This is a genomic window from Sandarakinorhabdus sp., assembly GCF_040398665.1.
Taxonomy (GTDB): domain Bacteria; phylum Pseudomonadota; class Alphaproteobacteria; order Sphingomonadales; family Sphingomonadaceae; genus Sandarakinorhabdus.
The window spans coordinates 18,978-44,916 of sequence record NZ_JBBATQ010000014.1; the positions used below are offsets into that span (position 1 = coordinate 18,978).

Below are 25,939 nucleotides of genomic sequence, written 5' to 3' on the forward strand. Positions count from 1 at the left end.
CAAACCGCCAGCCCGATCAGGGTCGCGCCTGCCGCCGGATCTGCGCCTCGCGCACGGCCAGATAGATGGTGGAAGCCAGGATCAGCGCGCCACCGGCCAGGGTGAGCAGATCATAACGCTCCCCGAACAGCAGCACGCCGGCCGCGGTGATCAGGCCAAAGCGCACGAAATCCAGCGGCAGCACCGCCGAGGCTTCGGACAGCGAGAAGGCGCGGGCCAGGGTCAATTGGCCCGCAGCCGCCATCGCGCCAATGCCAGCGAGCAGTGGCCACACGGCAAGCGGTGGCGGTGTCCACACGAACAATGCCACCGCCAGGCTGGGCAGGGTGGTCAGGATGAAGGTCCAGGCGGCGACGGCGCGGCTGTCGTCCACGCCGACCAGCGTGCGCATGGCGACAATCGAATAGCCGGTGGACACCGCCGAAATGATCGCCGCAAGGATGCCAGGGGTGAGTGGCACCGAACCGGGGCGCAGCACCAGCAGCATGCCGGCAAAGCCCACCGCCAGCGCCGCCACCCGCCGCGCGCGAATCACTTCGCCGAGCATCAGCACCGCGCCGATGGTGCCGAACAGCGGCGCCGTGTAATTGATCGCCAGCACATCGGCGAGCGGGGCATTGGCCACCGCATAGAAGGTGCCCATGGTGGCGATGAAGCCCGATGTCGCCCGGCCCAGATGCACGCGCAGCCTTGTCCACCGAATCAGGCCGGGCGTGCCAAGGATCATCGGCAACAGGAACAGCAGGCCCAGCGCATTGCGGAAAAACACGATCTCGAAACTGTGCAACTGGCGCGCGGCATAGCGGATCATCACCCACATCGCGGCAAAGGCGAAGCAGGACAGGATGAACCAGAACGGACCAGAGCGGGACAGGCGCTGCACACAGCCGGGTTAGGCGCTTGGCGGCCGGCGTCAACCAGAGCCGATAGCACGCAGCTCGAAACGTTCAACGCCCTCCCCCTTGCGGGGAGGGAGCCGAGATGATCCGATCAAATCGCAATCGAGGCTACGGCCTCAGCCGTCCAGCAGTCGTGCCAGGGTGGCGACGTCGCTGTCGATCTCCGGGTCCTTGCCGCGCAGTTCCTCGACCTTCTTCACCGCGTGCATCACCGTGGTGTGATCGCGGTTGCCGAAGCGCCGACCGATTTCCGGCAGGGATCGCGGCGTGAGCTTCTTGGCGAGATACATGGCGATCTGGCGCGGCCGGGCGACTTCCCGCGAACGGCGTTCGGACAGCAGCTCGGTCAGCTTCAGGCCGTAATAATCCGCCACCTTGCGCTGGATCTCGTCGATGGTGAGCTTCTTTTCGTGGGCGCGCAGCAGATCGGCCAGCGTCTCGCGGGTGAATTCCAGCGTGATCGGCTTGTTCACCAACAAGGCGAACGCGGTGACGCGATTGAGCGCGCCTTCGAGTTCCCGTACATTGGCCGTGATCTTGCGGGCCAGAAACTCGATCACATCGTCGGGCACCTGGGCGCGGTTGGCCAATGTGCTCACCTTGGCATGCAGGATGTTCAGGCGCAGCTCGTAATCGGCCGGGTTGATATCGGCAACCAGGCCCCAGGCCATGCGCGACAGGATGCGATCCTGGATGCCTTCCAGATTCTGGGGTGAACGATCGGCGGTGATCACCAGGCGTTTCCCGGCGCCGATGATCTCGTTCATCGTGTGGAAAAATTCTTCCTGGGTCGATTCCTTGCCGGCAATGAACTGGACATCATCGATCATCAACAGATCGACCGAGCGCAGCCGCTGCTTGAAGCTGATCGTGTCCTTGGCGCGCATCGCGGCCAGAAATTCCACCATGAACTTCTCGGCCGACAGATAGGCGACCTTGGCATCGGGGTGGCGGGCCAGATAGGCATTGCCGATGGCGTGCATCAGGTGGGTCTTGCCCAGCCCGGTGGTGCCATGCAGGAACAGCGGGTTGAAGCCCGGCGCACCCGGTTCGGCCATGGCGAGCGCGGCATTGTAGGCCAGCTCGTTCGATTTGCCGACGACGAAATTGTCGAAATTGTAGCGGGCATCCACGGGCAGCGTCTGGCGCACGGCCGCCAACGGGGCAGGCTTGGCGGCCGGGCCGGCCGCCGCTGCAGCGGCGCTGCCGCCGACTTCGATCAGCACGCGGCGGATGGCAGGGCGCTGGGCAGACCAATGGCGGCGGAGCAGATCGGCAAAATGGCTGGTCACCCAATCGGCCGCAAAGGCTGTCGGCGCGGCCAGCCGCACCGTGTCGCCATCGGCAGTCAGCAGGGCCAGCGGCGCCAGCCAGGCATCGAAGCTGTGATCCCCGGCATCCTGGCGCAGGGCGATGCGCACGCGGGCCCAAAGCTCGCCGGGAACGTCGCGATCCAAGGCCGCCGCGCTGTCCAGCGCCAGCGCCGTCGGCTCACGCCCGGCCGGAACCACCACCGGCATGACAGATGCAGACGTTGCAGATGCAAGAGTCGCAGATGCAAAAGACGACAACACGCATTCAACCCTTCTGCCGCCCCCGGCCAAGACAGGCACCCCACCGGGGCGCCCCATTGTTTCATCGTTCGTCCGCACGTGGCGCCATGCCTTGCCGCGAGGGCGCAAAAGGGCACCCGCGCCCAGATCAAGGCACAGCCGGAATCGTGTCTCTGCGATTGACCCTGATGGCGATGGGGGCGCCGGTCGGGTCCAACCGAGGGTCAATTAAGCAAGCGACGGGGGTGCCGGCAAGCGACCAATTTGCATCCAGAGCCAAATAAAAGGATTGACAGGCCTGTAACCAGCGCTCCTTCGAGAGCCTTCCAAGCATCTGGAATCATGCGCCGAATCGGACGGGATGTGCGGGCTTCGACAAGCCGGCAGAACCGCCAAGTGCTTGGTTTTTTGTGTCAAAGCAATGAAGCTTTCGTGACAGACATTTTTTCGGCCGCAACGGCCCATGCTGTGCAATGTCCGCCATGGTGCCGCACCCGTTCCGGGAACGTTCTCGATACACCTGCCATCCGGGTGATCATCCGGCCGCGAATCGGCCAAAGCTGGTCAAACCCGGCGGCGAATCGATCGACGTTGCGCCCATGCAACAACGGGGCCCGCCGCAATGGCGAACCCCGTCATGGATCGAAATGGCCGCAGCGCCGCGTGCGCTGCGCGCGCGTCAGGCGGTGAGCGCCTTCACCCGGCTGGCGAGCCGGCTGATCTTGCGCGACACGGTGTTCTTGTGAAGCACACCCTTGGCCACGCCGCGCATCATTTCGGGCTGGGCAGCCTTCAGCGCTTCGGCAGCGGCGGCGCCGTCACCGGCGGCCAGGCTCGATTCGACCTTCTTGACGAAGGTGCGGATGCGGCTGACGCGTGCCTTGTTGATGGCGGCGCGGCGGTCGTTGCGGCGAATGCGCTTTTCAGCCTGGGGCGTGTTGGCCATTGGTGTCCTGCAATGTCATCAGTGAAAATAAGGTGATCAGTGAAACTTGGGCATGCGGTTGGCCTGTACCGGACAGACCGCATCGACGTTTACCACGTAGGTTCACGCCGGAAGCCGAGCGCTGTAGGTGAGGCAGCCAGCATCGTCAAGCGATTCAGATCACGGGTTCCGTTCAGGGCCGCGGCTGGCAGGCCGGGCAGAAGAAGCTGGAGCGGCCCGATTGCACGATGCGTGCCACCGGCGCGGCGCATTGCGCGCACGCAGCGCCCTCGCGGCCATAGACGGCGAAATCCTTCTGGAAATAGCCCAGCGTGCCATCGGGCGCTGCATGATCGCGCAAGGTCGATCCGCCGGCCGCAATCGCCTCGTGCAGCACGGCCGGGATCGCCGTCGCCAACCGCTGCAACTGCGCGGCCGGCACCGTGCCGCCCGGCGTTTCGGGATGGATGCCGGCGCGGAACAGCGCCTCGCACACATAGATATTGCCCAGGCCGGCAATCAGCCGCTGATCGAGCAGCAACGCCTTGGCGGGCGCCAGCCGGCCGGCAAAGCTGCGTTGCAGCAACGCCAGGCCGAAATCCGGCCCCAACGGCTCCGGGCCGATGCTGGCCAGCAGCGGGTGCTGGTCCGCAACGTGGGTTTCCACCAGATCGAGGCTGCCGAAGCGCCGCGCATCGTTGAAGGCCACCACGCGGCCATTGCCGGTTTCGAACACGACATGATCATGCTTGCCGATCACATCCGGATCGACGCGCATGCGGCCCGACATGCCCAGATGCAGCACCAGCGTGTCACCGCGGTCGGTTTCGATCAGGCCATATTTGGCGCGGCGGCCCAATCGCACCACGGTCGCCCCGGTCAGCCGCTGGCCCAGCGCTTCCGGCAAGGGCCGGCGCAGATCGGGGCGGTGCGCGACGACGCGCGTGAAGACTTGCCCTTCCCACACGGGGGTGAGGCCCCGCATCACCGTTTCAACTTCAGGCAGTTCAGGCATCCCCGCGACATAGGCGGCGTTTGCATGGCCGCCAAGCCTCGGCTAAGCCGCGCCTTCGAAAAGGACAGGTGATGAGCGAGACCGTCAGCTTCGGTTACGAGGAAGTGCCCCCTGCGGAGAAGACCCGCCGGGTGGGCGAAGTGTTCCGATCCGTCGCCAAGCGCTACGACATCATGAACGATCTGATGTCGGCGGGCATGCACCGGCTGTGGAAGGATGATTTCGTCCGCATGGTCAATCCGCGCGCCGGCGAGGATATCCTGGACATGGCCGGCGGCACGGGCGACATCGCCTTTCGCCTGGAGACATCGGGCGCCAATGTCACCGTGGCCGATATCAACCCGGCCATGCTGGATGTCGGCATGGCGCGCGCCGCCGAGAAGGGGCTGACCAGCCTGATCTGGCGCGAGCAGAACGCCGAAACGCTGGATTTTCCGGATCGCAGTTTCGATGCCTACACGATCGCGTTCGGCATCCGCAACGTCACCGACATTCCCGCCGCGCTGGCCGAAGCGCACCGCGTGCTGCGCTATGGCGGGCGGTTCTTCTGCCTGGAATTTTCCACCACGACCTGGCCGGGCTTTGCCGACATCTATGACGTCTATTCCGAAAAGCTGGTGCCGCGCATCGGCGAGTTCGTCGCCAAGGACGGGGACAGCTACCGCTATCTGATCGAATCGATCCGCCGTTTCCCGAAGATGCCGGAGTTCGCCGCGATGATCCGCACCGCCGGCTTTGCCCAGGTTCGCCATCGCCCGATCCTGGGCGGCGCGGTCGCCATCCACAGCGGCTGGAAGATCTGATTACCCGATGCTGATGGCCATCAGGCATCTCGGGCGGTTGCTGCGCTGGGGCCGGCGCATGGCCCGCCACGGCGCCTTGCGGCCGTTTGAAGACGCGCGGCTGCCCGCATCGATTCGCCTGGTGGCCCGCATCGCGCGGCTGGGCAGCGGCGCGCCCGCCACCCCGGATTTTGCCGGCGGCCTGGCGGCGGTGGGGCCTGCCGCCATCAAGCTGGGCCAGGCGCTTGCCACCCGCCCCGATCTGATCGGGCTGGAGGCCGCCGCCGATCTCGCCCGCCTGCAGGACAATCTGCCCCCGGTGCCGTTCAGCGCCATCGAAGCCCAGATCAACGCCGCGTGCGGCGGCCGCTGGCAGGACAGGTTCCAGAGCATCGATCCGGTCGCCGTCGGCGCGGCCTCGATTGCGCAGGTGCACCGCGCCGTCACCAGCGAGGGCCGCGCGGTCGCGCTCAAGCTGCTGCGCCCCGGCATCGAAGCCGATGTCGCCTCCGCGCTGAAAACCTATGAATGGGCGGCCGGGCACCTCGAAGCGCTGGGCGGCGAATTTGCCCGGCTGCGCCCGCGCGCCGTCATCGCCACCTTCAAGGGCTGGATCGAGGCCGAACTCGATCTGCGCCGCGAAGCCGCCAATTGTTCCGAAGTCGGTGAAATCCTCGCCGGCGAAGCCGATTTCGTCGTGCCGGCGGTCGATTGGCAGCGCTCGACGCGCAAGATGCTGGTCATCGACTGGATCGACGGCGTCAAAGTGTCGGATCGTGCCGCCATGGCCGCGCTCGACATCGATCGGGCGCATCTGGCGCGCGTGCTGGTGCACGGCTTTCTGGCCCAGGCCATCGCCAAGGGCTTTTTCCACGCCGATCTGCACCAAGGCAATCTGTTCATCATTCCGGCGGATGAACGCTGCGACCATGCCCGCATCGGCGTGATCGATTTCGGCATCGTCGGCCGCATCAACCGCCGCGCCCGCCTGTATCTCGCCGAGATCCTGCACGGCCTCGTCACCGGCAATTATGCCCGCGTCGCCGAGATTCATTTCGAGGCCGGCTATGTGCCGCCGCACCACAATCCGGCCGCCTTTGCCACCGCGCTGCGCGCCGTGGGCGAACCGATCCGCGGCCGCCAGGCCAAGGATATTGCCATCACCGGCCTGCTCGAAGGCCTGTTTTCCATCACCCGCAGCTTCGAGATGCCGGTGCAGCCGCACCTGCTGCTGCTGCAGAAGACCATGGTGATGGTCGAAGGCGTCGCGCTGACCATCGATCCCCAGGTCAACATGTGGGAAGTCGCCGAACCCTATGTGCGCGATTGGGTGCGCGACGAGATGGGCCCCGAAGCACTGATCGCCGACACATTGGTGCTCAATCTGCGCGCGCTGAACCAGTTGCCGCGCATCTTCCGGCAATGGGTCGCTGCCAACCCCATGCCCGGCGCCGCGCCGCCGCAAGCGCCGCTGCCGCCACTGCCGGCGCGCACGCCGGGTTGGTCGACGGGATGGGTGCTGCTGGCGGCCGGCGTGGGTGCGGCCGCGGTCGCCCTGTTCGGGTAACCCCACCAGCCCCTCCTGGCTGGGGGTGGGGCGCATTTCGCGCTTGAACCAACCGACGCCCCTCCCGCAGCCAAGAGGGGCTGGGGGTGGGCTTTGCCAGTTGAACGGTCCCCGCCACCTTGCACCCCCCGCCCCGGCAGCGTATGCCGCCGCGCATGAAAGCAACCGTCACCGTCACCCTGAAAAATGGCGTGCTCGATCCCCAGGGCCGGGCCATCGAATCGGCCCTGAAGGGGCTGGGCTTCGACGGCGTCGGCGACGTCCGCGCCGGCAAGATCATCGAGCTGGAGCTGGCCGATGGCACCAGCCGCGAAACGGTCGAAGCCATGGCCAGGCAGTTGCTGGCCAACACGGTCATCGAAAATTTCCGGATCGACATGCCGTGAAGTGCGCGGTCATCGTCTTTCCCGGCTCCAATTGCGACCGCGATCTCGCCGACGCCATCACCAAGGTGACGGGCCGTGCCCCCGCCATGATCTGGCACCGTGAAACCACCCTGCCCGATGGTCTTGATTTCATCGGCATCCCCGGCGGATTCTCCTACGGCGATTATCTGCGCTCCGGCGCCATGGCCGCCCGCTCGCCGGTCATGCAGGCGGTGGTCGCCGCTGCCGGCCAAGGCCGCGCCGTGCTGGGCATCTGCAACGGGTTCCAGGTGCTCACCGAAACCGGCCTGCTGCCCGGCGCGCTGATGCGCAATGCCGGGTTGAACTTCCTGTGCCGCGATGTGCGGCTAAGGATCGAAAACAGCCAGTCGATCTTCACCAGCCATTATGCCGCCGGGGACGAGATCGTGCTGCCGATCGCCCACCACGACGGCAATTATGTCGCCGACGCCGCCACCCTCGATCGCCTCGAAGCCGAAGGCCGCGTCGCCCTGCGCTATGCCGAGCCGGTCAACGGCTCGGCCCGCAACATCGCCGGAATCCTCAACGATGCCGGCAATGTGCTGGGCATGATGCCCCACCCCGAACGCGTCATCGAGGCCGAACAAGGCGGCACCGACGGCCGCCGCCTGTTCGAAGCTGCCCTGATGGCGCTGGCCTGATTCTTCCCTCTCCCCCTGCGGGAGAGGGCGAGAGACGCCGCAGGCCGCCCGGGGTGAGGGGTTGCCCCAAGAAGACATGCCTCCGGCGGGCAGGGGTGACCCCTGCACCCATTTGTTTTGTTTGCGCCCATGCCCCGACCTTCGTCCGTGACGGCGCGCTCGAGCAATGGGTCCCGGCTTGCGCCGGGATGGCGAACATCGGACTGTGCATGTTCCGGAACAGAGGGAACAAATTTCATGCACACCCGCCGACACTTGCTCGCCCTCGCCGCCGCTGCCGCCATCGCCCCCCGCGCTGCCGCCCAGACGCCGGCTGATCAACTCGTGCTGCTCGGCACCGGTGGCGGGCCGACGCCCAAGGCCCTGCGCGCGGCGCCGGCCATGGCGCTGATGATCGGCGGGCAATTGCACATCATCGATGCCGGCAATGGCGTCGCGCGCCAGGCGGTGCTGGCCGGGCTGCCGCTGAAGTCCCTCGCGCATGTGTGGATCAGCCATCTGCACAGCGATCATGTGGCGGACGCCTTCACCCTGCCCTGGCTGGCCTGGGCCGGCGCACTGACCACGCCGGTGACCGTGCATGGGCCAAAAGGCATGGCAGCGATGGCCAAACATTGGCTGCGCTTTGCGAAGACCGACATCGACACCCGCATCGCCGATGAAGGCCGGCCCGACCTGCGCAAACTGCTCGGCGTGGCCGAAGTGCAGCCCGGCGTGCAGTTGCGCACCGGCGCCCTCACCGTCACCGCCGCCCGCGTCGCCCACCCGCCGCTGACCGACAGCTTCGCCTACCGCTTCGATTGGGCCGGCAAATCGGTCGTCTACAGCGGCGACACCGCCCCCAGCCCGGCGCTGATCGCACTGGCGCGCGGTGCCGACCTGCTGGTGCACGAGGTGATGTACCTGCCCGCGCTCGATCGCCTGATCGCCAGCGAATCCAACGCCGCCACGTTGCGCGAACATCTGATCGCCAGCCACACCACCGCCGAACAAGCCGGCGAAATCGCTGCGGCTGCCGGCGTCAAGCGCCTGCTGCTCACCCACTTCGTCCCCGGCGGCGATGCCAGCGTGCCGGATGCAGCCTGGGTGGACGCGGCAAAGCGCGCGTTTTCGGGCGAAGTGATCGTCGGCCGCGATCTGCTGCGGGTGGCGCTGTAGGCTTGATTGCGTTGCAATTGAAGCGCCCTGGCTCCCTCCCTTCAAGGGAGGGCGACTCGGCGCCAGCCGAGCGGGGTGGGTGATCCTGGCTGTGGCCACGCAAAACACCCACCCCGTGGCCTCGCCTGCGGCTCGTCTCTCGCCCTCCCTTGAAGGGAGGGCGCTTTGTCGCTGCAATGTGCCTGCAAACGACCCCAAGTCGGCAGGGCCTGTCCTACACCGCCAGATGCTGCCATCATGGCGCTGCCCGGTGATGGTGTGCGGGCGATGTTTTTTTGGTTAAGCCAGCAAATAAAACGCTGTATCCCGCCCGATTCGTCAAATCGGTCAAAACTGCCCACCGGAAACCGGCCGCTCTTTCACAATCGAATGAAGATCAGCAGGCGCGCCTAAACCCGCGTCTTGAACGGCGTGAAATCCGTGCCGGTGTCGAACACATCAAGGCCTTCCACCGCCTTGAACCACGCCACCACACGGTAGGTGACCGGGGTGAGCAGAATCTCCCACACGACTTTCAGCACATAGTTGGTCAGCAACACCTGGATGACCAGCGATGTCTCCCAGAGGCCGGCGAAGGCCAGCGGGTAGAAGATCAGCGAATCGACGCCCTGGCCGACCACCGTCGAACCGATGGTGCGCGTCCACAGCAGCTTGCCCCTGGTGAGCAATTTCAGCCGCGCCAGCACGAAGGCATTGGCCATTTCGCCAGCCCAGAAGGCGATGATCGAAGCGATGAAGATGCGCGGCACCTGGCCGAACACTTCGGCGAGCGCGCTTTGCCCCTTCCAGGTCGGATCGGGCGGCAAGGCGACCACGACAAAGCTCATGGTGGCGGCAAAGATCGAGGCGGCAAAGCCCACCCACACCACGCGGCGGGCGCGGGCAAAGCCATAGACTTCGGTGAGCACATCGCCGAGCACATAGGACAGCGGGAAGAACAAGATGCCCGCGCCGAAGGTGACCGTGCCCCAGCCCGGCAGATCGAGCTGGGCCGGTTTGCCGGCGCCGATCAGGTTGGAGCAGATCAGGATCACGGCAAAGGCCGCCATCGCCAGATCATAATAGCGCAATTGCCGCCCCGCGATGGCCTCGGCCGAAACGGCGCGCACACCGGCGGGTTTTTCGGCCTGCGCCAGCAGGGCGCGATCATCGGGGCTGGTCGTCATGGGGCCTCACCATACAGGCTGGTGCGCCTGGGAAAACTACGCATGTGACGCAGGGCAAATGTTCTAATTATGTTCTGGTTGTGCTATGCTATTCGAATGGCCGAGTCCCAAAACTCTCTTGCGCCTCTCCGCTGGCTCTATCTCGATCTCAACAGCTATTTCGCCAGCGTTGAGCAGCAGATGAACCCCGAATTGCGCGGGCGGCCGGTGGTGGTGGCGCCGGTGATGACCGACAGCACCAGCGCCATTGCCGCGAGCTATGAAGCCAAGGCCTATGGCATCCGTACCGGTACAAAAATCTGGGAGGCGAAGGCCAAGTGCCGCGATGTGGTGATCGTGCCGGGCCGCCACGAAGATTATGTCCGCTATCACCACAAGATCATCGCCGAGGTAAACCGGCATGTGCCGGTGACCGCCGTCTGCTCCATCGACGAGGTCGCCTGCCGCCTGATGGACAATGAAAACAGCCCGGCGGCGGTTGCCGCCCTCGCCGCGCGGATCAAGGCCGGGCTGGCCGCCAATGTGGGCCAATGTCTTACGGCGTCCATTGGCGTTGCCTCCAACCGGCTGCTGGCCAAGATGGCGGCCGACATGAAGAAGCCCGACGGGCTGACCATATTGACTGAGGATGTGCGCGCCGCCCGCCTGTCGGCGCTGCCGCTGTCCGACATTCCCGGCGTCGGCCGCGCCATGGAAAAACGCCTCGCCGCCGCCGGGCTGGTGACGATGGCGCAGTTGCTGGCGATGACGGCGGCCCAGGCAAGACAGGCCTGGGGCAGCGTGTGGGGGGAACGGCTGCACCGCCTGCTGCACGGCCACGAAGTCGCCGATGTCGTGCACGACCAGAAAAGCATCGGCCACAGCCATGTGCTGGGACCAGAGAAGCGGCCCTTGCGGCAGGCGCGGTTGGTGGCGCGGCGGCTGGTGATGAAGGCCGGCACCCGCCTGCGCCGCGCCGAACGGCGCACCAGCTGGATCGGCCTCTATGTGAAGGGCGAGACGCGCGGCACCAAATGGAAGGCCGGTCGCAAGCTGCCCCAGGTGATGGACAGCCTCAGCCTGGTCGAGGCGATGGACGGGCTGTGGGCGCAGATGGAACGCGAATTTCCCCATCATCGCCTGTTGCAGGTGGGGGTGGTGCTGGCCGATCTGTCCCCGGCCGCCGCCGCGCAGGCCGATCTGTTCGATTCCGGCGCCTTGCTGTGCGCCCGCACCGACGAACGCCGGCTGGCGCTGTCCCGCGCCATGGACAAGGTCAACACCCGCTTCGGCCGCGATGCCGTCACGCTGGGCCACGACAACCGCGGCGTCACACGATCGCGCGGGCCGGCCATCGCCTTCACGCGGATTCCGGACATCGCCGAATTTCATGAATAATTAGCTTGATTTATGATTAACAACTTTTAGGGTAACGATCGTCAATATAAAAGGAGCGCGCGGCAGATGATGAAGCATATTCGGCTACTGGCTGGCGTGACAGCGTTGGCGACGGTGGCACCGGCGCAGGCGGCGGTGATTCTGGACCAGTTCATGCCGATTGTATCAAATCAAGTAAATTTTCTGGCTGTCTCGGGCGTGTCCGACGAATGCACGGCGAACTGCTTCTTTCCGGATGGCTGGCTCCTTGATGATTTCACGCTGAGCGGCACGACGGTTCTGACCAGCGTTTCGGCGCTGATCTTCAGGCTAGGCGCCCCAAATCTGGGCGGCATCGATTCATGGCAAGTCGGCTTTTTCACATCGCCATCGGCAGCGCTCACCAGCAATGTCGGCGATGCCGGCCACGCATCGGTGGCCGCCGGCAATTATCTGACCCTGGCTGGCCCGGGCTCACCCTATCGGAATACAGCGGTGCTGGGCGAAGTGACCCTGCCGATCAATGTCGTTCTGGGGCCGGGCAGCTATTGGCTGGGGGTCAGACCCCGGAACAGCAATAATTCCAGTCAGGTCTATGTTATAACCAGTGGGGGTTTGGTGGGCCAATCCGGCACCGTCGTGGGCATCCAGGCTGGCTTTCAGTACAACCTGCCGGGCGGCGCGTTCTACCGATTATCTGGCACGGCCGTGCCGGAGCCGGCAAGCTGGGCGATGCTGATCGCCGGCTTTGGCCTGGTGGGCGCCACCGCGCGCCGGCGGCGGATCAGTGGAGTTTCAGCTTCGGCCTGACCACCTGGTTGACGTGGCCGACGAGCATGAGGAACAGGCCCTTCATCCAGCCGTGGATGGCGACAAGGTGCATGCGGTAGAGTGAGGTATAGACGAACCGCGCCAGCCGGCCCTCGACCGCCATCTTGCCGCCGACGAGATTGCCCATCAGGCTGCCGACGGTGGAATAGCGCGCCAGGCTGACCAAAGAGCCTTTGTCTTCATAGACAAAGGGTTTCAGCGTCTTGCCCGCCACTAGCGCCTTGATGTTGTGGAACACCGTCTGCGCCATCTGGTGCGCGGCCTGGGCACGCGGCGGGATCGGGCGGGTCGCGCCGGGCGGGGTGTAGCTGCAGCAATCGCCGATGGCGAAGATGCAATCATCGCGCGTCGTTTGCATCGTGTCCTTCACCAGCAACTGGTTGTTGCGCGTCGTTTCCAGCCCGCCGATTTCGTGCAGGAACGCAGCGCCCTTCACGCCGGCGGCCCACACGCGGATGTCGGCCGGGATGACGGTGCCATCCTTGATGTGGATGGCATCCGGTGTCGCCGCCACCACCTGCGTGGCGGGCAGCACTTTCACCCCCAGATTCTCCAGCTCGCTGTGCGCGGCCGCCGCCAGTTTTTCGGGCAGCAGCGGCAGGATGCGCGGACCGGCCTCCAGCAGCGAGACCTGCAAGCGGTTGCGATCGAAGACTTCGAGGCCATAGAAGCCCAGCGCATCGGCCGCGGAATAAAGCTCGGCCGCCAGTTCGACCCCGGTGGCGCCGCCGCCGACGATGACGACCTTCACCGACGCATCGCACGCGGGATCGGCCACCATCATCCGCGACACGCGCAGGCATTGATTGAGCAATTTGCGGCGGAAGCGATCGGCATCGGGCCGGCTTTCCAGCGCCAGGCAATGATCCTTCACCCCGGGGATACCGAAATCGTTCGACACGCTGCCGACGGCGAGCACCAGATAATCATAGCGGATACGGTGGCGGCCGATCACTTCGCTGCCATCATCATCCTTGATCGGCGCGATGATGACCTGCTTTGCCTCGCGGTCGATGGCTTCCAGCGCGCCATCGAAATAGCGATAGCCCCAGCGATAGGCGTGGCCGCGATAGCCGACCTCATCGAGATTGGCATCCAGGCTGCCGGCGGCGACTTCGTGCAGCAACGGTTTCCAGATGTGGGTGGCGTTGCGATCGACGAGAATGATGTCGAAATCGGCGCGCGGGAAATGCGCGCCGAGCTTGGTCACCAGCTCCAGCCCGCCAGCGCCGCCGCCGACAACAACGATCTGCGTCTTTTTTCCGTCTGCCCGTGTGCGCGGCATGGCTGCCCTTCATTGCTGCTGCGCCGCGTCATAGCCGGCGCGGGCGCAGAGCGGAAGGTGGCCAGATGGCGGGGACAGCAAGGCTGCCCCCGCCCCACCGGCTCAATAGAAGAACCGCTCCTCGATGATCCTGCCGTCTTCCACCGTGTAGAGCGCGATCTCGTCCATCTGGATGCGCTGGCCGCTGTCCTTGTTGGTCACGTCCATCTTGAAGCGCACGGTGAACTGGTCGCCGTTCACCCAGGGCCCTTCGGCGGAACCGCTGTGGATTTCGTGGGCGCCGCTCCACCATTCGCTCTTGGCGCGCACCGCATCGATGCCATCGCACACTGCCATCGGGCCGTCGCCGGCTTCGAACGAGATGATATCGTCATCCCAATAAGTGTCGCCGATGGCTTCGAATTCGCCCGCCTTGGCCAGCGCCACGACATGCTCGGCGATGGCGCGAATATCCGCGGCTTCGTTGCCGAAATCGTCGCCCGAATCGATACTGGTCTGGTCGCTCATCACCGTCTCCCATCCCGAGTCGCGCACCCGGATGTGGAAAACATGCCATGCCCGCATGACAAATCGGCAGTCGGCGGCTATGCGCCGGCCATGAGCATGATCACCGCCGAAATCGTCGCCGCCCACGGGTTCACGCCTGAGGAATATGATCGCGTGCTCGCCGCGATGGGCCGTGCGCCCAATCTGCTGGAACTCGGCATCTTCTCGGTGATGTGGTCGGAACATTGCAGCTACAAATCCAGCCGCATCCACCTCGCCAAGCTGCCGACCAAGGCGCCGTGGGTGATCTGCGGCCCCGGCGAGAATGCCGGGGTGATCGACATCGGTGACGGCGACGCGGCCATCTTCAAGATGGAAAGCCACAACCATCCCAGCTTCATCGAGCCGTACCAGGGTGCCGCCACCGGTGTGGGCGGCATTTTGCGTGATGTGTTCACCATGGGCGCGCGCCCGGTGGCCAATTTGAACGCCTTGCGCTTTGGCGCCATCGATGCACCGCGCATGCGCCATCTGGTGAAGGGCGTCGTCGCCGGCATCGGCGGCTATGGCAATTGCGTCGGCGTGCCGACGGTGGGCGGCGAGACGATTTTCCACCCCAGTTACAACGGCAACATCATCGTCAACGCCATGACCGTGGGCGTGGCAAAGGCGGACAAGATTTTTTACTCGGCCGCCGCCGGGGTGGGCAATCCGGTGGTCTATGTCGGCAGCAAGACCGGCCGCGACGGCATCCACGGCGCCACCATGGCCAGCGCCGAATTTGACGAATCCTCCGAAGAAAAGCGCCCGACCGTGCAGGTCGGCGACCCGTTCACCGAGAAATTGCTGATCGAGGCCTGCCTGGAACTGATGGCGTCGGACGCCATCGTCGCCATTCAGGACATGGGCGCGGCGGGCCTGACCAGTTCGTCGGTGGAAATGGCCAGCAAGGGCGGCGTGGGCATCCGCCTCGATCTCGATCGGGTGCCGTGCCGCGAAACCGGCATGACGCCTTATGAGATGATGCTGTCCGAATCGCAGGAACGCATGCTGATGGTGTTGAAGCCCGGCCGCGAGGATTTCGCCGCCGCGATCTTCCACAAATGGGAACTGGATTTCGCGGTGATCGGCGAAGTCGTGACCGGCGGTGACCTGACCATGACCTTCCATGGCGAGGTGGTGGGCCGCATCCCGCTCGATCCGCTCGCCGATGCGGCGCCAAAATATGATCGTCCGCACGTGCGGACCCCGGCGCGCGCGCCTCTGGCTGATGTGCCGGACAGCACCGACATCGCCGCCGATCTGCTGACGTTGATGGGCAGCGCGGATCTGTGTTCGCGCCGCTGGATCTGGGAGCAATATGACAGCCAGGTCGGTGCCGACACGCTGCAGCGCCCCGGCGGCGATGCCGCGGTGGTGCGCGTGCATGGTACGAAGAAGGCGCTGGCCATCACCACCGATTGCACACCGCGCTATTGCTTTGCCGATCCGCGTGAGGGCGGCAAACAGGCGGTCGCCGAAAGCTGGCGCAACCTGATTGCCGTGGGCGCGAAGCCGCTGGCGATCACCAATTGCCTGAACTTTGCCTCGCCGCAGAATCCCGTGATCATGGGGCAATTGGTCGGCTGCATCGAGGGCATGGCCGAGGCGTGCCGCGCGCTGGATTACCCGGTCGTGTCGGGCAATGTCTCGCTGTACAACGAAAGCCGGGCGACCGGCGGCGGCAATGCGATCCTGCCGACGCCGGCGATCGGCGGGGTGGGGCTGCTGGCGGATTATGCCGGGCAGATGACGATGGGGTTCAAGGCCGCGGGTGAGGTGATCTGGTTGATCGGCAGCGCCGGCAACCATCTGGGCCAAACCCTGTGGCTGCGCGAAATCCATGGCCGCGAAGAGGGACCGCCGCCGCCTGTCGACCTCGCCGCCGAGCGTGCCGCCGGTGATCAGGTCGCAGCGCTGATCGCAGACGGCACGGTGACGGCGGTGCATGACCTGTCTGACGGCGGCCTCGCGGTGGCGCTGGCCGAAATGGCCATGACCAGCGGGCTGGGTGCCATCGTGGACGTCACCATGGATGCAACCACCGCCTTTGGCGAGGATCAGGCGCGATATCTGGTTACCGCGCCGGCTGATGTTGCCATCGCCGGGGCGACGCGCATCGGCAGGGTGGGCGGTGATGCGCTGGTGCTGAACGGCACATCAGTGTCGCTGGCCGCGCTGCGCGGCGTGCACGAGGCTGCATTGCCGGCGATGATGGCGGGCTGAGCGCCCCTCTGAAGTTTTGGTGCCGCACCTTGTAACGCCGTGCAGCGGGGCCAGATTCAGCCCCATGAGCACGCTCGCCTTCACCGCCTCCAACGCCGCCGCCGCGAAGCTCCGCATCGCGCGACTCGAACAAATGCTCGAAGGCATGATCCGCCTGCCGATCATTGGCCGCCGCATCGGCCTCGACGCGCTGATCGGCCTGGTGCCCGGCATTGGTGACGCTGCCGCCGGCGCGCTCGGTCTTTATGTGATCTGGGAAGCCCGCAATCTGGGTGCGTCCAACGCCACCTTGCTGCGCATGCTGGCCAATGTCGGCATCGAAACGGCATTGGGCAGCGTGCCTGTGGTCGGCGATGTGTTCGATGTGTTTTTCCGGTCAAACACGCGCAACCTCAAGCTGATCAAGCGCCTGCTCTGACCCTTCTCCCCTTGCGGGAGAGGGACCTTATGCAAAATCCAGCCCGATATCGGCGGCCGGCGCGCTCTGGGTGATACGGCCGACGCTGATGAAGGTCACACCGGTCTCGGCAATCGCGCGGATCGTATCCAGCCGCACGCCGCCCGACGCTTCGGTGGGCACCCGGCTCGCCACCAGCGCCACCGCCGCGCGCAGGGTGGGCACATCCATATTGTCCAGCAACAGGCGATCCGCGCCCGCCACGATCGCCGGTTCGATCTGGTCGATCCGGTCAACCTCCACGACCACGCCACTCAGCCCCGCCGCCTTGGCGGCGCACACCGCCGGCGCGACGCCGCCAGCCACGGCGATGTGATTGTCCTTGATCATCACGCCGTCATCCAGCCGCAGCCGGTGATTGGTGGCGCCGCCCATGAGCGTCGCATATTTCTCCAGCGTGCGCAGGCCGGGCAGCGTCTTGCGCGTGTCGAGTAGCACCGCGCCGGTGCCGGCAATCGCCTCGACATAGCTGCGGGTGACGGTGGCGATGCCGGTCAGATGCTGCACCGTGTTGAGCGCCGAACGCTCTGCCGCCAACAGCGCGCGGGCATTGCCGGAAATCCGCAAAATCGCCGTGCCCGCCGGCACCGCCGTGCCATCCGCGACCAGCCGCTCAAGCCTACATTCGGGATCGAGCGCCTGGAAGAAGCCTTCCGCCAGCGCGATGCCGGCCAACACCACATCATCCCGGCTGGCCATCACCGCATCCAGCCGCGCGTCGGCCGGAATCACCGCGTTCGACGTGATGTCGCCGCCAGTGCCAAGGTCTTCGGCCAGCGTCGCCGCGACGAACGCGGCCGTATCGAAGCCGTCAATCACCGGTCACCCGCACCGGCGAGACACTGCCGGCCATTTCCAGCATACGATCCAGCGACAGCTTGGCGCGCAGCCGAACGTCTTCCGGCACTTCGATCTGCGGGGTCAGGTCGCGCAGGCTGAGGTAGAGCTTGTCCAGCGTGTTCAGCGCCATGAACGGGCACATGTTGCAGCCGCAATTCCCGTCCGCGCCGGGCGCGCCGATGAAATTCTTGTGCGGCGCCGCCTTCTGCATCTGGTGGATGATATTGGGTTCAGTGGCCACGATCAGCGTCGGTTCGGGCGAATTCAGCGCGTAATTCAAAATGCCGCTGGTCGCGCCGACATAATGCGCCAGTTCCAGGATCGGCGCCGGGCATTCCGGGTGGGCCAGCACCGGCGCCGCCGGGTGCAGCGCCTTCAGCTTCAGCAGTTCGGTCACCGAGAAGCGTTCGTGCACGATGCAGGTGCCATCCCACAGCAGCATGTCGCGGCCGGTCTTGCGGTTGAGCCAGGCGCCGAGATGTTTGTCCGGCGCGAACAGGATTTTCTGTGTCGAGGGCAACTGGTTGATGATCTTTTCGGCCGACGAGCTGGTGACGATGATGTCGCTTTCCGCTTTCACCGCTGCCGAGCAGTTGATGTAGGTCAGGCTGAGATGATCAGGATGGGCGCGGCGGAAGCGGGCAAAATCGTCGGGCGGGCACGAATCCTCAAGGCTGCAGCCGGCCTTCAGATCGGGCAGGATTACTGTCTTTTGTGGCGACAAGATCTTGGCGACTTCGGCCATGAACTTCACGCCGCAAAAGGCGATCACGTCGGCCTCGGTGGCGGCGGCCTTGCGCGACAGGTCGAGGCTGTCACCAACGAAATCGGCAATGTCCTGAATTTCGGGCGCCTGATAATAATGTGCCAGGATCACCGCGTTGCGTGTCGCCTTGAGCGCCAGGATTTCGGCCTTCACGTCGATTGCTGGGCCACCGCCAAGCAAGTTCAAACGGGCATCCATCAAGTGTCTCCTGTGCGGGACCAAATTTCGCCGCTGCGGGCCACCTGCCCGCGTGTTTCCAGATCAATCAGATGCGCCAGCACGCTGCGGCCCGCGGCGGGGTGCAGCCGCTTGTCGACCATGGCATACATGGCGGCGACCATCTGCGGGATGGTTACCAGCCCTTCGCCAATCGCGCGCAGGATCTGGGTTTCGCGCTGGCGGCGGTGGGCGAGCAGATGTTTCACGAAGCGCTGCGGCTCCGTCACCGGCTCGCCGTGCGTCGGGTGATAGATCGCGTCGTCGCGGCCGATCAGTTTCTGCAAGCTCGCCATGTAATCCGCCATGTCGCCATCGGGCGGGGCGACCACCGTGGTGCTCCAGCCCATGACATGATCGCCGGTGAACAGCGATTTTTCCTGTTCCAGTGCAAAGCACAGATGGTTGCTGGTATGGCCCGGCGTTGCCACCGCGGTCAGGGTCCATCCCGGCCCAGATACACGGTCACCATCGCGCATCACCTGGTCGGGCGCATAGCTGGCATCGAAGCCGGCATCGGCGCGCGGGCCATCATCGCTGAGCACCAGCGGCGCGCAGCCGACAATCAGCGCGCCGGTCGCAGCCTTCAGCGCCGGCGCGGCGGGTGAGTGATCCATATGCGTGTGGGTGATGACGATGTGCGACACCGTCTCGCCGGCCAGCCCATCCAGCAAGGCGGCGACATGCGCCGGATCGGCCGGGCCGGGATCGATCACCGCCACCGTGCCACCGGGCTGCCCGACGACGAAGGTGCCGGTACCAGTGAAGGTGAAGGGCGACGGGTTGCGCGCCAGCAGCCGGCGCACCAGCGGCGATCGCGGCACCAGCAGGCCATAGGCAGCGCTGTCGGGGTGGGCGGCAAGATCCATCCCCCTCATGTGGCAGCGGCGGGCGGCAATTGGAAGGGGCCGCAACAGCCCGGCTTGATGCCGATGCCAGCTTGCCGCATGCCTGCACGCACGAAAGGATCGGACAATGCAGAGTTTTGATGTGGTGATCGTGGGCGGCGGCCATGGCGGCGCGGCCATGGCGGCACAACTGCGCCAGCGCGGCTACGCCGGCAGCATTGCCATGCTCACCGCGGAGCCGGAACTGCCGTATGAGCGACCGCCGCTGTCCAAGGAGTATCTGGCCGGCGAGAAAAGCTTCGATCGCATGTTGCTGCGCCCGCCGGCCTTCTGGGCCGAACGCCATGTCAGCATCCTGACCAGCACACGCGTCACTGCGGTCGATCCGGCGGCGCGGATACTCACCACCAGCGCCGGGCCGATCCACTATAGCATTCTGGTCTGGGCAGCCGGCGGCGACGCGCGGCGCTTGACCTGCGCCGGCCATGATCTGGACGGCATTCATGCCATCCGCACTCGCGCCGATGTCGACGCGCTCAGCGCCGATTTGCAGACCGGTTCGCGTCATGTGCTGGTGATCGGCGGCGGTTACATCGGCCTCGAATCGGCTGCCGTGCTGACCAAGCTTGGCCACCGCGTCACCCTGTTCGAATCACTGGACCGGGTGCTCGCGCGCGTTGCCGGGGCCGAATTGTCCGGCTTTTATGAAGCCGAGCACCGCGCCCATGGCGTGGTGATCGAAACCGGCACCAGCGTCACCGAAATCACCGGCGCTGCCGGCCGCGCCACCGGCGTCACGCTCGACGATGGCCGCCATATAGCCGGCGATCTGATCATCGTCGGGATCGGCATCGTGCCGGCCGTGCAGCCGCTGCTGGCGGCTGGGGCGGTGGGCGGCAACGGTGTCTGGGTCGATGAATTTTGCCGCACCTCGCTGCCCGATGTGTTTGCCATTGGCGATTGCGCGCTTCACGCCAACAGCTTTGCCGGAGGCGCGCAGATCCGGTTGGAGTCGGTGCAGAACGCCGCCGACATGGCGGCAACCGTGGCGCGGGGGATCATTGGTGATCCGACCCCCTATCATGCGGTGCCGTGGTTCTGGTCCAACCAATATGACCTGCGCCTGCAGACCATGGGTCTGAGCCTTGGCCATGATGCGACCGTTTTGCGCGGTGATCCGGCGACGCGCAGTTTTTCGCTGGTCTATCTGAAAGCCGGGCGGGTGATTGCGCTCGACTGTGTGAATGCGGCGCGCGATTATGTGCAGGGCAAGGCGCTGGTGGAACAGGGCGTGATTGTCGCGGCCGACGCGTTGGCCGATGTGACGGTGCCATTGAAAAACTGGCATCCGGCATGAGGGAGAGCGGGCAGATGGCGATTTCACGGCGGGGTGCATTGGGGCTGGCGGGGGCTGCAGCGGCCGCCGCGCCGGCAAGCGGCATCACGATCAGGCCGATGCTTGCCGATCCGGCAGGTTTTGCCCCAGCGCCGGGGATTGCCCATCTGAAATACAATGAAAATCCAATGGGGCCACCGCCATCGGCATTGCAGGCCATGGCCGATCTGGCGCGCAGCAGCTGGTATTATGCCGATGATGCGGAGCCGCGGCTGGCGGCCATGATTGCGGCGCGGTTTGGCGTGACGCCATCGCAGGTGGTGCTTGGCCACGGCAGTTCGGAGGTCATCACGTCGGCAATGCTGGCCTGGGGAAAGCGCGGCACCATCATCATCCCGGAACTGCAATTTGATGAGCCGCTGATCTTTCCCAAGGCCCAGGGACTGAATTTCCGCCGCGTCGCCATGGCGCCCGATCTGGGCATCGATCTCGCTGCACTGGCCCGCGCCGCAGCCGCGCCCGACGTGGTGATGGTGTATCTGTGCAATCCCAACAACCCGACCGGCATGGTGCTGCCGGCGGCCGAGCTTGCAGCCTTCGCCCGCAGCCTGCCGCCGCGCGTCACGCTGCTGATCGACGAAGCCTATATGGAGCTTGCCGATGATCCGGCCGGCACGACCATGCTGCCGCTGGTGCGATCGGGCGCGAACATCATCATCAGCCGCACATTTTCGAAACTGTTCGGCATGGCAGGGCTGCGCATCGGCTATGCTGTTGCGACGCCGGACAATGCCGTCGTGCTGAAACAGCACCGGCTGACCATCAGCCTGAATGCGCCGGGGCTTGCCGCCGCCATAGCGGCCTGGACCGACACGGATTTCCAGCAGCGGAGCCGCACGCAGATCATCGCGGCGCGGCAGCTGTTGCGGGACGCCGTGATGCGCGCCGGCACGGTTGCCCTGCCCAGCCAGACCAATTTCCTGTTTGTGAAAGTGGCCGATGCCAATCGCTTTGCCGCCGCCATGGCGCAGCGCGGGATCTTGGTGCGCAGCGCATGGGAACCAGCATGGCCGACCTGGTCGCGCGTATCGACCGGGCGGCTGGCCGATGTCGAACGCTATGCCAAGGCGCTGCCAGAACTGGTGAACATCTGACGCTGGCGCGACCATCCTCCCCAAGCTGGCGGTTTGCGCAGCCTCTCAAGCCGGGATAGCGTGACGCAAATTGGTCTTGGGAGTTTTCGCCATGGGCGAGCCATATGATTTCATCATTGTCGGTGCTGGCTCTGCCGGCTGTGCGCTGGCCAATCGCCTGTCAGCCGATCCCGGCACTCGGGTAGCGCTGCTGGAAGCGGGCGGCAATGACAACAACATGTTGATCCAGATGCCGGCCGGCATTGCCCAGATCATCCCGCCCGAAAAGCCCAGCCCTTTTGATTGGGGTTTCTGGACCGAACCGCAGGCCCATCTGGATAACCGGGCGCTGTATTGGCCACGTGGTCGCGCGCTGGGCGGATCATCATCGATCAACGGCATGGTCTATATCCGCGGCCATGCCAGCGATTACAACCGCTGGTCCCAGCTGGGCCTGACCGGCTGGGGTTGGGACGATGTGCTGCCCTATTTCCGCAAATCAGAAGATAGCGAGCGCGGGTCGGACGAATTTCATGGCGAAGGTGGCCCGCTCCACACCAGCCGCAAGGGCGCGCTGCCCAATGTGCTGAATGAAGCCTTTGCCCAGGCTGCGGTGCAGGCCGGCTATGGCCGCACCGATGATTTCAACGGGCCGCAGTTCGAAGGCGTCGGCCAATATGATGCCACCATAAAGGGTGGCGAGCGTTTTTCGGCCGCCAAGGCCTATCTGACCGACGCGGTGCGCAAGCGGCCGAATCTGTCGATCATCACCGGTGTGCAGGCCCGGCGCGTGCTGTTCGAAGGCAAGCGCGCCGTGGGCGTGGAATACAGCCAGGCGGGCACCACAAACCGCGCCTTGGGCCGGGAGATCATCCTGAGTGGCGGCGCCGTGAACAGCCCGCAGCTTTTGATGCTGTCCGGCATCGGCCCGGCAGCGCATCTGCGGGAATTCGGCGTTGATGTCGTTGTGGACAGCCCCGATGTCGGCGGCAATCTCCAGGATCATCTGGATGTGATCGTGCAATGGCATTGCAGCCAGCCCATCACGCTCAACAGCAATTCGAAATTCATCAACAAGATGTTGGCGCTGGGCAAATGGGCCTTCGCGCGTACCGGCAATGGCGCGCACATGCCCACCCCGATGGGCGCGTTCCTCTCCACCCGCGAAGGGTTGGCGGCGCCGGATATCCAGATGCACTTCATGCCGGTGATCGGCAATCCGCACGGCCGCGGCACCATGGGCGGGGGCCATGGCTATCAGTTGCATGTCTGCCAGTTGCGCCCGGAAAGCCGCGGCACCATCCGTCTGAAATCGCCCGACCCGCTGGCATATCCTGCCATCGATCCCAATTATCTCAGTGCGCCCGAAGATGTCGAAACGCTGGTGAACGGTGTCGAAATGGCGCGGCGCATCGGTGGCCAGCCGGCATTTGCAGCCTATAATGCCGGTGAAGCCTGGCCAGGCCCGGACGTGACCGACCGCGCCGCGCTGCTGGCGAAAATGCGCGGCTGGGCGGAGACCATCTATCACCCGGTCGGCACCTGCCGGATGGGCGTGGATGATGCTGCCGTGGTCGACGGCCAGCTTCGCGTGAACGGTGTGGAAGGCCTGCGCGTGATCGATGCCAGCGTGATGCCCTATCTGGTATCGGGCAACACCAATGCGCCAACCATCATGATCGCCGAGAAGGCGGCCGACATCATCGCGGCGCGCACCAGGCTGGAACGCAAGCTGGGACTCGCCGCATGAGCGGCTTTTCCAACGCAGCCGGCGTTGGCGATTTCACCATCCCGGTGAACGAGGCCGAATGGCAATGGATTCGCGAACGCGTGGCCGCCTATCGCTGGTTTGAAGAGCCGCCGAATGCCGGCTGGCAGCACGGCGCCAACCGCGACTATATGCAACGATTGCAAGCGCATTGGCTGGAGCGTTTCGACTGGCCGGCAGCCGTCGCGCATTTGAATCGCCTGCCACATCTGCGCATTGCCGTGGGCGAGGATGGCGGCCAGCCCTTTCACCTGCACGCCGTTCATCTACGATCAAGCCGGCCGGACGCGCGGCCGCTGCTGATCGCCCATGGCTGGCCGGGATCGATCCTGGAATTCGATGCCATCATCGAACGGCTGGCCGAACCGGAAGATCCCGCGCAGCCGGCCTTTCACGTCGTCGCACCGTCGCTGCCCGGCTATGCGTGGTCAGACCGCCCGTCGGCGCCGATCGGCCCGCGCGAGGTTGCACGCCGCTATGACGCGCTGATGCTGGCGCTGGGCTATGATCGCTATATCTATCAGGGCGGCGATTGGGGTTGCGTGATCGGCGGGTGGATCGGGCTTGATTCGACGCGGGTGGAGGCGATCCATCTCAATGGCTTCGGCCTGCGCCCGGCCGACATGGCGCCCACCACGCCTGATGAAGCCGCGTGGCTGGGCAAGGCCGTGGCCATGCGCGATACCGAAACCGCCTATCTGCAGTTGCAGGGCACCAAGCCGCAGAGCCTTGGCTTTGCAATGATGGATTCGCCGATGGGGGTTGCTGCCTGGTTTGCCGAAAAATTCGTCGGCTGGAGCGATGTGGCAGGAGATTCAGGGCGGGGCGATTACACCGATCCGCCCTTCACCATGGATCAGTTGCTTGCCAACATCATGATCTACCTGACGACGCGCAGTTTCCTGACCGCGACATGGATCTATCGCGGCATGTTCCTGGAAGGCGGCTTTGCGATGCCGGCCGGGCGCAGGGTTGAAGTGCCCACGGGCGTGGCGGCCTTCCCGCGCGATTTGCTGGCCTTTCCGCCACGCGCCATGGTGGAGCGCGGCTACAATGTCGCCCACTGGACGACGATGCCGCGCGGCGGCCATTTCGCCAGCCTGGAGGAACCGGAACTGTTCCTGGCCGACGTCCGCGCCTTTGCTGCGGCGTTGTGAGCCCGGTCTGGGAGGTTTCGCCGGGGCTGACCGACTATCCGGCGGCGCTGGAACGCATGCGGGCAGTTGCGGCCGGCATCCGCGCCGGCACCGAATCGGAACGCATCTGGCTGGTCGAGCACGCACCGATCTATACCGCCGGCACCAGCGCCGATCCGGCCGAACTGGTGGAACCATCGCGATTCCCGGTGTTTGCTGCCGGGCGTGGCGGCCGCTACACCTACCATGGTCCGGGGCAACGCGTGGTTTATGTGATGCTCGATCTGGCGGCGCGCGGCCGCGACGTGCGGTGCTTCGTCGCTGCTCTGGAACATTGGCTGATTGATGCACTGGCCGATTCTGGCGTGGCAGGCCGGATCATAGCGGGCAAGATCGGCGTGTGGGTGGATACCGAAGCTGGCCCTGCCAAGATCGCCGCCATCGGAATTCGCGTTCAACGCTGGGTCAGCCTGCATGGCATATCGATCAACATCTGCCCCGATCTCACTGATTTTTCAGGCATTATCCCATGCGGCCTGTTCGATCCGGTCACCAGTCTCGCGGCGCTGGGCCGCCCGGCCACGCTGCCGGCGTTCGACGCCAGCCTGGCACGCCACTTTCCGGCCTTGCTGGCGCGGCTCGTCGCATGATGAATTCCCTGCGCAACGTCACTCTTGCAGGATTTCGCGGGCCTCGCTAATGCATACCTCAGTTGGGGGATTAAGGCCGTGCCAACCCAACTCGTCCTGGGTTCAGGCGACACCGTCCAAGGAGTTTGAACATGACCATCATCGAAAAGCTGAAGACTGCCTCCATCATCGCTGGCGCCGCCCTGCTGGTCGTCGCTTGCGGCGAAAAGAAGGCTGAAGAAGCCGCTCCGGCCGCCGAAGCTCCGGCTGCTGAAGCTCCGGCTGCTGACGCCGCCACCACCGAAGCCGCTCCGGCTGCTGACGCCATGGCGCCGGCTGCTGACGCCGCTGCTCCGGCCGCTGACGCCGCTGCTCCGGCTGCTGAAGCCGCTCCGGCTGAAGCCAAGTAATTTCGCCTTTTCTGGCAAATTGCTATAGGAAGGGCCGTCCCAGTCGGGGCGGCCCTTTTTCTTT

At 65.2% G+C, this 25,939-nt stretch carries 24 protein-coding genes and 1 pseudogene; 15 read left to right on the forward strand and 10 right to left on the reverse strand.

Going from position 1 to position 25,939, the window contains the following annotated elements:
* Positions 1–16: 16 nt before the first annotated feature.
* The 4 genes from ABWP22_RS14700 to mutM all read right to left on the reverse strand — a co-directional run bounded on the left by ABWP22_RS14700 (position 17) and on the right by mutM (position 4,392).
* A complete protein-coding gene (locus tag ABWP22_RS14700; protein WP_353200737.1) occupies positions 17–883 on the reverse strand; it encodes a DMT family transporter in 867 nt (288 codons plus the stop codon).
* 132 nt (positions 884–1,015) lie between these two features.
* Positions 1,016–2,419, reverse strand: a complete 1,404-nt coding sequence (gene dnaA, locus ABWP22_RS14705; protein WP_353200738.1) for a chromosomal replication initiator protein DnaA — start codon at positions 2,417–2,419, stop codon at positions 1,016–1,018.
* A gap of 712 nt (positions 2,420–3,131) precedes the next feature.
* Positions 3,132–3,398, reverse strand: coding sequence for a 30S ribosomal protein S20 (gene rpsT, locus ABWP22_RS14710; RefSeq protein WP_353200739.1), 267 nt, complete (start codon positions 3,396–3,398; stop codon positions 3,132–3,134).
* A gap of 172 nt (positions 3,399–3,570) precedes the next feature.
* Positions 3,571–4,392, reverse strand: a complete 822-nt coding sequence (gene mutM / locus ABWP22_RS14715; protein WP_353200740.1) for a bifunctional DNA-formamidopyrimidine glycosylase/DNA-(apurinic or apyrimidinic site) lyase — start codon at positions 4,390–4,392, stop codon at positions 3,571–3,573.
* Positions 4,393–4,463: 71 nt separating this feature from the next.
* Here mutM and ABWP22_RS14720 point away from each other — a divergent pair, with 71 nt between their 5' ends.
* The 5 genes from ABWP22_RS14720 to ABWP22_RS14740 all read left to right on the forward strand — a co-directional run bounded on the left by ABWP22_RS14720 (position 4,464) and on the right by ABWP22_RS14740 (position 8,947).
* Positions 4,464–5,195, forward strand: a complete 732-nt coding sequence (locus tag ABWP22_RS14720; protein ID WP_353200741.1) for a class I SAM-dependent methyltransferase — start codon at positions 4,464–4,466, stop codon at positions 5,193–5,195.
* 7 nt (positions 5,196–5,202) lie between these two features.
* A complete protein-coding gene (locus tag ABWP22_RS14725) occupies positions 5,203–6,741 on the forward strand; it encodes an AarF/UbiB family protein (RefSeq protein WP_353200742.1) in 1,539 nt (512 codons plus the stop codon).
* A gap of 155 nt (positions 6,742–6,896) precedes the next feature.
* Positions 6,897–7,127: a phosphoribosylformylglycinamidine synthase subunit PurS gene (gene purS, locus ABWP22_RS14730; protein ID WP_353200743.1), complete on the forward strand. Its 231-nt coding sequence runs from the start codon at positions 6,897–6,899 to the stop codon at positions 7,125–7,127.
* Positions 7,124–7,789, forward strand: coding sequence for a phosphoribosylformylglycinamidine synthase subunit PurQ (purQ, locus tag ABWP22_RS14735; RefSeq protein ID WP_353200744.1), 666 nt, complete (start codon positions 7,124–7,126; stop codon positions 7,787–7,789). The genes purS and purQ overlap by 4 nt, the downstream gene beginning before the upstream one ends.
* A gap of 237 nt (positions 7,790–8,026) precedes the next feature.
* A complete protein-coding gene (locus ABWP22_RS14740; protein WP_353200745.1) occupies positions 8,027–8,947 on the forward strand; it encodes an MBL fold metallo-hydrolase in 921 nt (306 codons plus the stop codon).
* 389 nt (positions 8,948–9,336) lie between these two features.
* On the opposite strand, the gene ABWP22_RS14745 is transcribed toward ABWP22_RS14740, so the two are convergent.
* Complete coding sequence (locus ABWP22_RS14745) at positions 9,337–10,113, reverse strand: queuosine precursor transporter (RefSeq protein WP_353200746.1); 777 nt, start codon at positions 10,111–10,113, stop codon at positions 9,337–9,339.
* A gap of 96 nt (positions 10,114–10,209) precedes the next feature.
* Here ABWP22_RS14745 and ABWP22_RS14750 point away from each other — a divergent pair, with 96 nt between their 5' ends.
* Together ABWP22_RS14750 and ABWP22_RS15680 are read left to right on the forward strand one after the other, a co-directional pair.
* Entirely contained in the window at positions 10,210–11,490 is a 1,281-nt protein-coding gene (locus tag ABWP22_RS14750; protein ID WP_353200747.1) for a DNA polymerase Y family protein, read from the forward strand.
* Positions 11,491–12,168: 678 nt separating this feature from the next.
* Positions 12,169–12,279 (forward strand): annotated as a pseudogene (locus ABWP22_RS15680) (PEPxxWA-CTERM sorting domain-containing protein); the annotation flags it as partial.
* Here ABWP22_RS15680 and ABWP22_RS14760 read toward each other — a convergent pair.
* Both ABWP22_RS14760 and ABWP22_RS14765 read right to left on the reverse strand, forming a co-directional pair.
* Complete coding sequence (locus tag ABWP22_RS14760) at positions 12,254–13,585, reverse strand: NAD(P)/FAD-dependent oxidoreductase (RefSeq protein ID WP_353200749.1); 1,332 nt, start codon at positions 13,583–13,585, stop codon at positions 12,254–12,256. The pseudogene ABWP22_RS15680 and the gene ABWP22_RS14760 sit on opposite strands and share 26 nt — an antisense overlap.
* 102 nt (positions 13,586–13,687) lie before the next feature.
* Positions 13,688–14,092: a SnoaL-like domain-containing protein gene (locus ABWP22_RS14765; RefSeq protein ID WP_353200750.1), complete on the reverse strand. Its 405-nt coding sequence runs from the start codon at positions 14,090–14,092 to the stop codon at positions 13,688–13,690.
* A 90-nt stretch (positions 14,093–14,182) separates the two neighbouring features.
* Between ABWP22_RS14765 and purL the strand changes: the two genes are divergently transcribed.
* Positions 14,183–16,336: a phosphoribosylformylglycinamidine synthase subunit PurL gene (gene purL, locus ABWP22_RS14770; RefSeq protein WP_353200751.1), complete on the forward strand. Its 2,154-nt coding sequence runs from the start codon at positions 14,183–14,185 to the stop codon at positions 16,334–16,336.
* A 64-nt stretch (positions 16,337–16,400) separates the two neighbouring features.
* A complete protein-coding gene (locus ABWP22_RS14775) occupies positions 16,401–16,754 on the forward strand; it encodes a DUF4112 domain-containing protein (RefSeq protein ID WP_353200752.1) in 354 nt (117 codons plus the stop codon).
* Between the two features lie 27 nt (positions 16,755–16,781).
* Here ABWP22_RS14775 and nadC read toward each other — a convergent pair whose 3' ends face one another.
* The 3 genes from nadC to ABWP22_RS14790 are packed head-to-tail and all read right to left on the reverse strand — an operon-like array spanning position 16,782 to position 19,484.
* Positions 16,782–17,612 (reverse strand): carboxylating nicotinate-nucleotide diphosphorylase, encoded by an 831-nt coding sequence (gene nadC, locus ABWP22_RS14780; RefSeq protein WP_353200753.1) that lies wholly within the window; start codon positions 17,610–17,612, stop codon positions 16,782–16,784.
* Entirely contained in the window at positions 17,605–18,597 is a 993-nt protein-coding gene (gene nadA, locus ABWP22_RS14785) for a quinolinate synthase NadA (protein ID WP_353200754.1), read from the reverse strand. Before nadA ends, nadC begins: the two co-directional genes overlap by 8 nt.
* Complete coding sequence (locus tag ABWP22_RS14790) at positions 18,597–19,484, reverse strand: MBL fold metallo-hydrolase (RefSeq protein WP_353200799.1); 888 nt, start codon at positions 19,482–19,484, stop codon at positions 18,597–18,599. The genes nadA and ABWP22_RS14790 overlap by 1 nt, the downstream gene beginning before the upstream one ends.
* Positions 19,485–19,590: 106 nt before the next feature.
* On the opposite strand from ABWP22_RS14790, the gene ABWP22_RS14795 reads away from it, so the two are divergent.
* The 6 genes from ABWP22_RS14795 to ABWP22_RS14820 all read left to right on the forward strand — a co-directional run bounded on the left by ABWP22_RS14795 (position 19,591) and on the right by ABWP22_RS14820 (position 25,875).
* Positions 19,591–20,820 carry an NAD(P)/FAD-dependent oxidoreductase gene (locus ABWP22_RS14795; RefSeq protein WP_353200755.1) on the forward strand — a complete coding sequence of 410 codons (1,230 nt, stop codon included), beginning with the start codon at positions 19,591–19,593 and terminating at the stop codon, positions 20,818–20,820.
* A gap of 14 nt (positions 20,821–20,834) precedes the next feature.
* A complete protein-coding gene (locus tag ABWP22_RS14800) occupies positions 20,835–21,953 on the forward strand; it encodes a pyridoxal phosphate-dependent aminotransferase (RefSeq protein ID WP_353200756.1) in 1,119 nt (372 codons plus the stop codon).
* Between the two features lie 91 nt (positions 21,954–22,044).
* The gene (locus ABWP22_RS14805; protein WP_353200757.1) at positions 22,045–23,682 is read left to right on the forward strand and encodes a GMC family oxidoreductase; all 1,638 of its coding nucleotides are present in this window, start codon (positions 22,045–22,047) and stop codon (positions 23,680–23,682) included.
* Positions 23,679–24,857, forward strand: a complete 1,179-nt coding sequence (locus tag ABWP22_RS14810; protein ID WP_353200758.1) for an epoxide hydrolase family protein — start codon at positions 23,679–23,681, stop codon at positions 24,855–24,857. The genes ABWP22_RS14805 and ABWP22_RS14810 overlap by 4 nt, the downstream gene beginning before the upstream one ends.
* Positions 24,854–25,486: a lipoyl(octanoyl) transferase LipB gene (lipB, locus tag ABWP22_RS14815; RefSeq protein ID WP_353200759.1), complete on the forward strand. Its 633-nt coding sequence runs from the start codon at positions 24,854–24,856 to the stop codon at positions 25,484–25,486. The genes ABWP22_RS14810 and lipB overlap by 4 nt, the downstream gene beginning before the upstream one ends.
* Positions 25,487–25,617: 131 nt before the next feature.
* Positions 25,618–25,875 (forward strand): hypothetical protein, encoded by a 258-nt coding sequence (locus tag ABWP22_RS14820; protein ID WP_353200760.1) that lies wholly within the window; start codon positions 25,618–25,620, stop codon positions 25,873–25,875.
* Positions 25,876–25,939: the final 64 nt, after the last annotated feature.

Excerpts from the sequence above, each read along its gene's own strand:
- ABWP22_RS14820 (WP_353200760.1), top strand. The coding sequence starts at position 25,618 with ATGACCATCATCGAAAAGCTGAAGACTGCCTCCATCATCGCTGGCGCC.
- ABWP22_RS14720 (WP_353200741.1), top strand. The coding sequence starts at position 4,464 with ATGAGCGAGACCGTCAGCTTCGGTTACGAGGAAGTGCCCCCTGCGGAG.
- ABWP22_RS14810 (WP_353200758.1), top strand. The coding sequence starts at position 23,679 with ATGAGCGGCTTTTCCAACGCAGCCGGCGTTGGCGATTTCACCATCCCG.
- ABWP22_RS14805 (WP_353200757.1), top strand. The coding sequence starts at position 22,045 with ATGGGCGAGCCATATGATTTCATCATTGTCGGTGCTGGCTCTGCCGGC.
- ABWP22_RS14725 (WP_353200742.1), top strand. The coding sequence starts at position 5,203 with ATGCTGATGGCCATCAGGCATCTCGGGCGGTTGCTGCGCTGGGGCCGG.
- ABWP22_RS14740 (WP_353200745.1), top strand. The coding sequence starts at position 8,027 with ATGCACACCCGCCGACACTTGCTCGCCCTCGCCGCCGCTGCCGCCATC.
- ABWP22_RS14775 (WP_353200752.1), top strand. The coding sequence starts at position 16,401 with ATGAGCACGCTCGCCTTCACCGCCTCCAACGCCGCCGCCGCGAAGCTC.
- dnaA (WP_353200738.1), bottom strand. The coding sequence starts at position 2,419 with ATGCCGGTGGTGGTTCCGGCCGGGCGTGAGCCGACGGCGCTGGCGCTG.
- ABWP22_RS14795 (WP_353200755.1), top strand. The coding sequence starts at position 19,591 with ATGCAGAGTTTTGATGTGGTGATCGTGGGCGGCGGCCATGGCGGCGCG.
- ABWP22_RS14790 (WP_353200799.1), bottom strand. The coding sequence starts at position 19,484 with ATGGATCTTGCCGCCCACCCCGACAGCGCTGCCTATGGCCTGCTGGTG.
- rpsT (WP_353200739.1), bottom strand. The coding sequence starts at position 3,398 with ATGGCCAACACGCCCCAGGCTGAAAAGCGCATTCGCCGCAACGACCGC.
- ABWP22_RS14800 (WP_353200756.1), top strand. The coding sequence starts at position 20,835 with ATGGCGATTTCACGGCGGGGTGCATTGGGGCTGGCGGGGGCTGCAGCG.
- ABWP22_RS14750 (WP_353200747.1), top strand. The coding sequence starts at position 10,210 with ATGGCCGAGTCCCAAAACTCTCTTGCGCCTCTCCGCTGGCTCTATCTC.
- ABWP22_RS14745 (WP_353200746.1), bottom strand. The coding sequence starts at position 10,113 with ATGACGACCAGCCCCGATGATCGCGCCCTGCTGGCGCAGGCCGAAAAA.
- purS (WP_353200743.1), top strand. The coding sequence starts at position 6,897 with ATGAAAGCAACCGTCACCGTCACCCTGAAAAATGGCGTGCTCGATCCC.
- ABWP22_RS14760 (WP_353200749.1), bottom strand. The coding sequence starts at position 13,585 with ATGCCGCGCACACGGGCAGACGGAAAAAAGACGCAGATCGTTGTTGTC.
- mutM (WP_353200740.1), bottom strand. The coding sequence starts at position 4,392 with ATGCCTGAACTGCCTGAAGTTGAAACGGTGATGCGGGGCCTCACCCCC.
- purL (WP_353200751.1), top strand. The coding sequence starts at position 14,183 with ATGAGCATGATCACCGCCGAAATCGTCGCCGCCCACGGGTTCACGCCT.
- nadA (WP_353200754.1), bottom strand. The coding sequence starts at position 18,597 with ATGGATGCCCGTTTGAACTTGCTTGGCGGTGGCCCAGCAATCGACGTG.
- ABWP22_RS14765 (WP_353200750.1), bottom strand. The coding sequence starts at position 14,092 with ATGAGCGACCAGACCAGTATCGATTCGGGCGACGATTTCGGCAACGAA.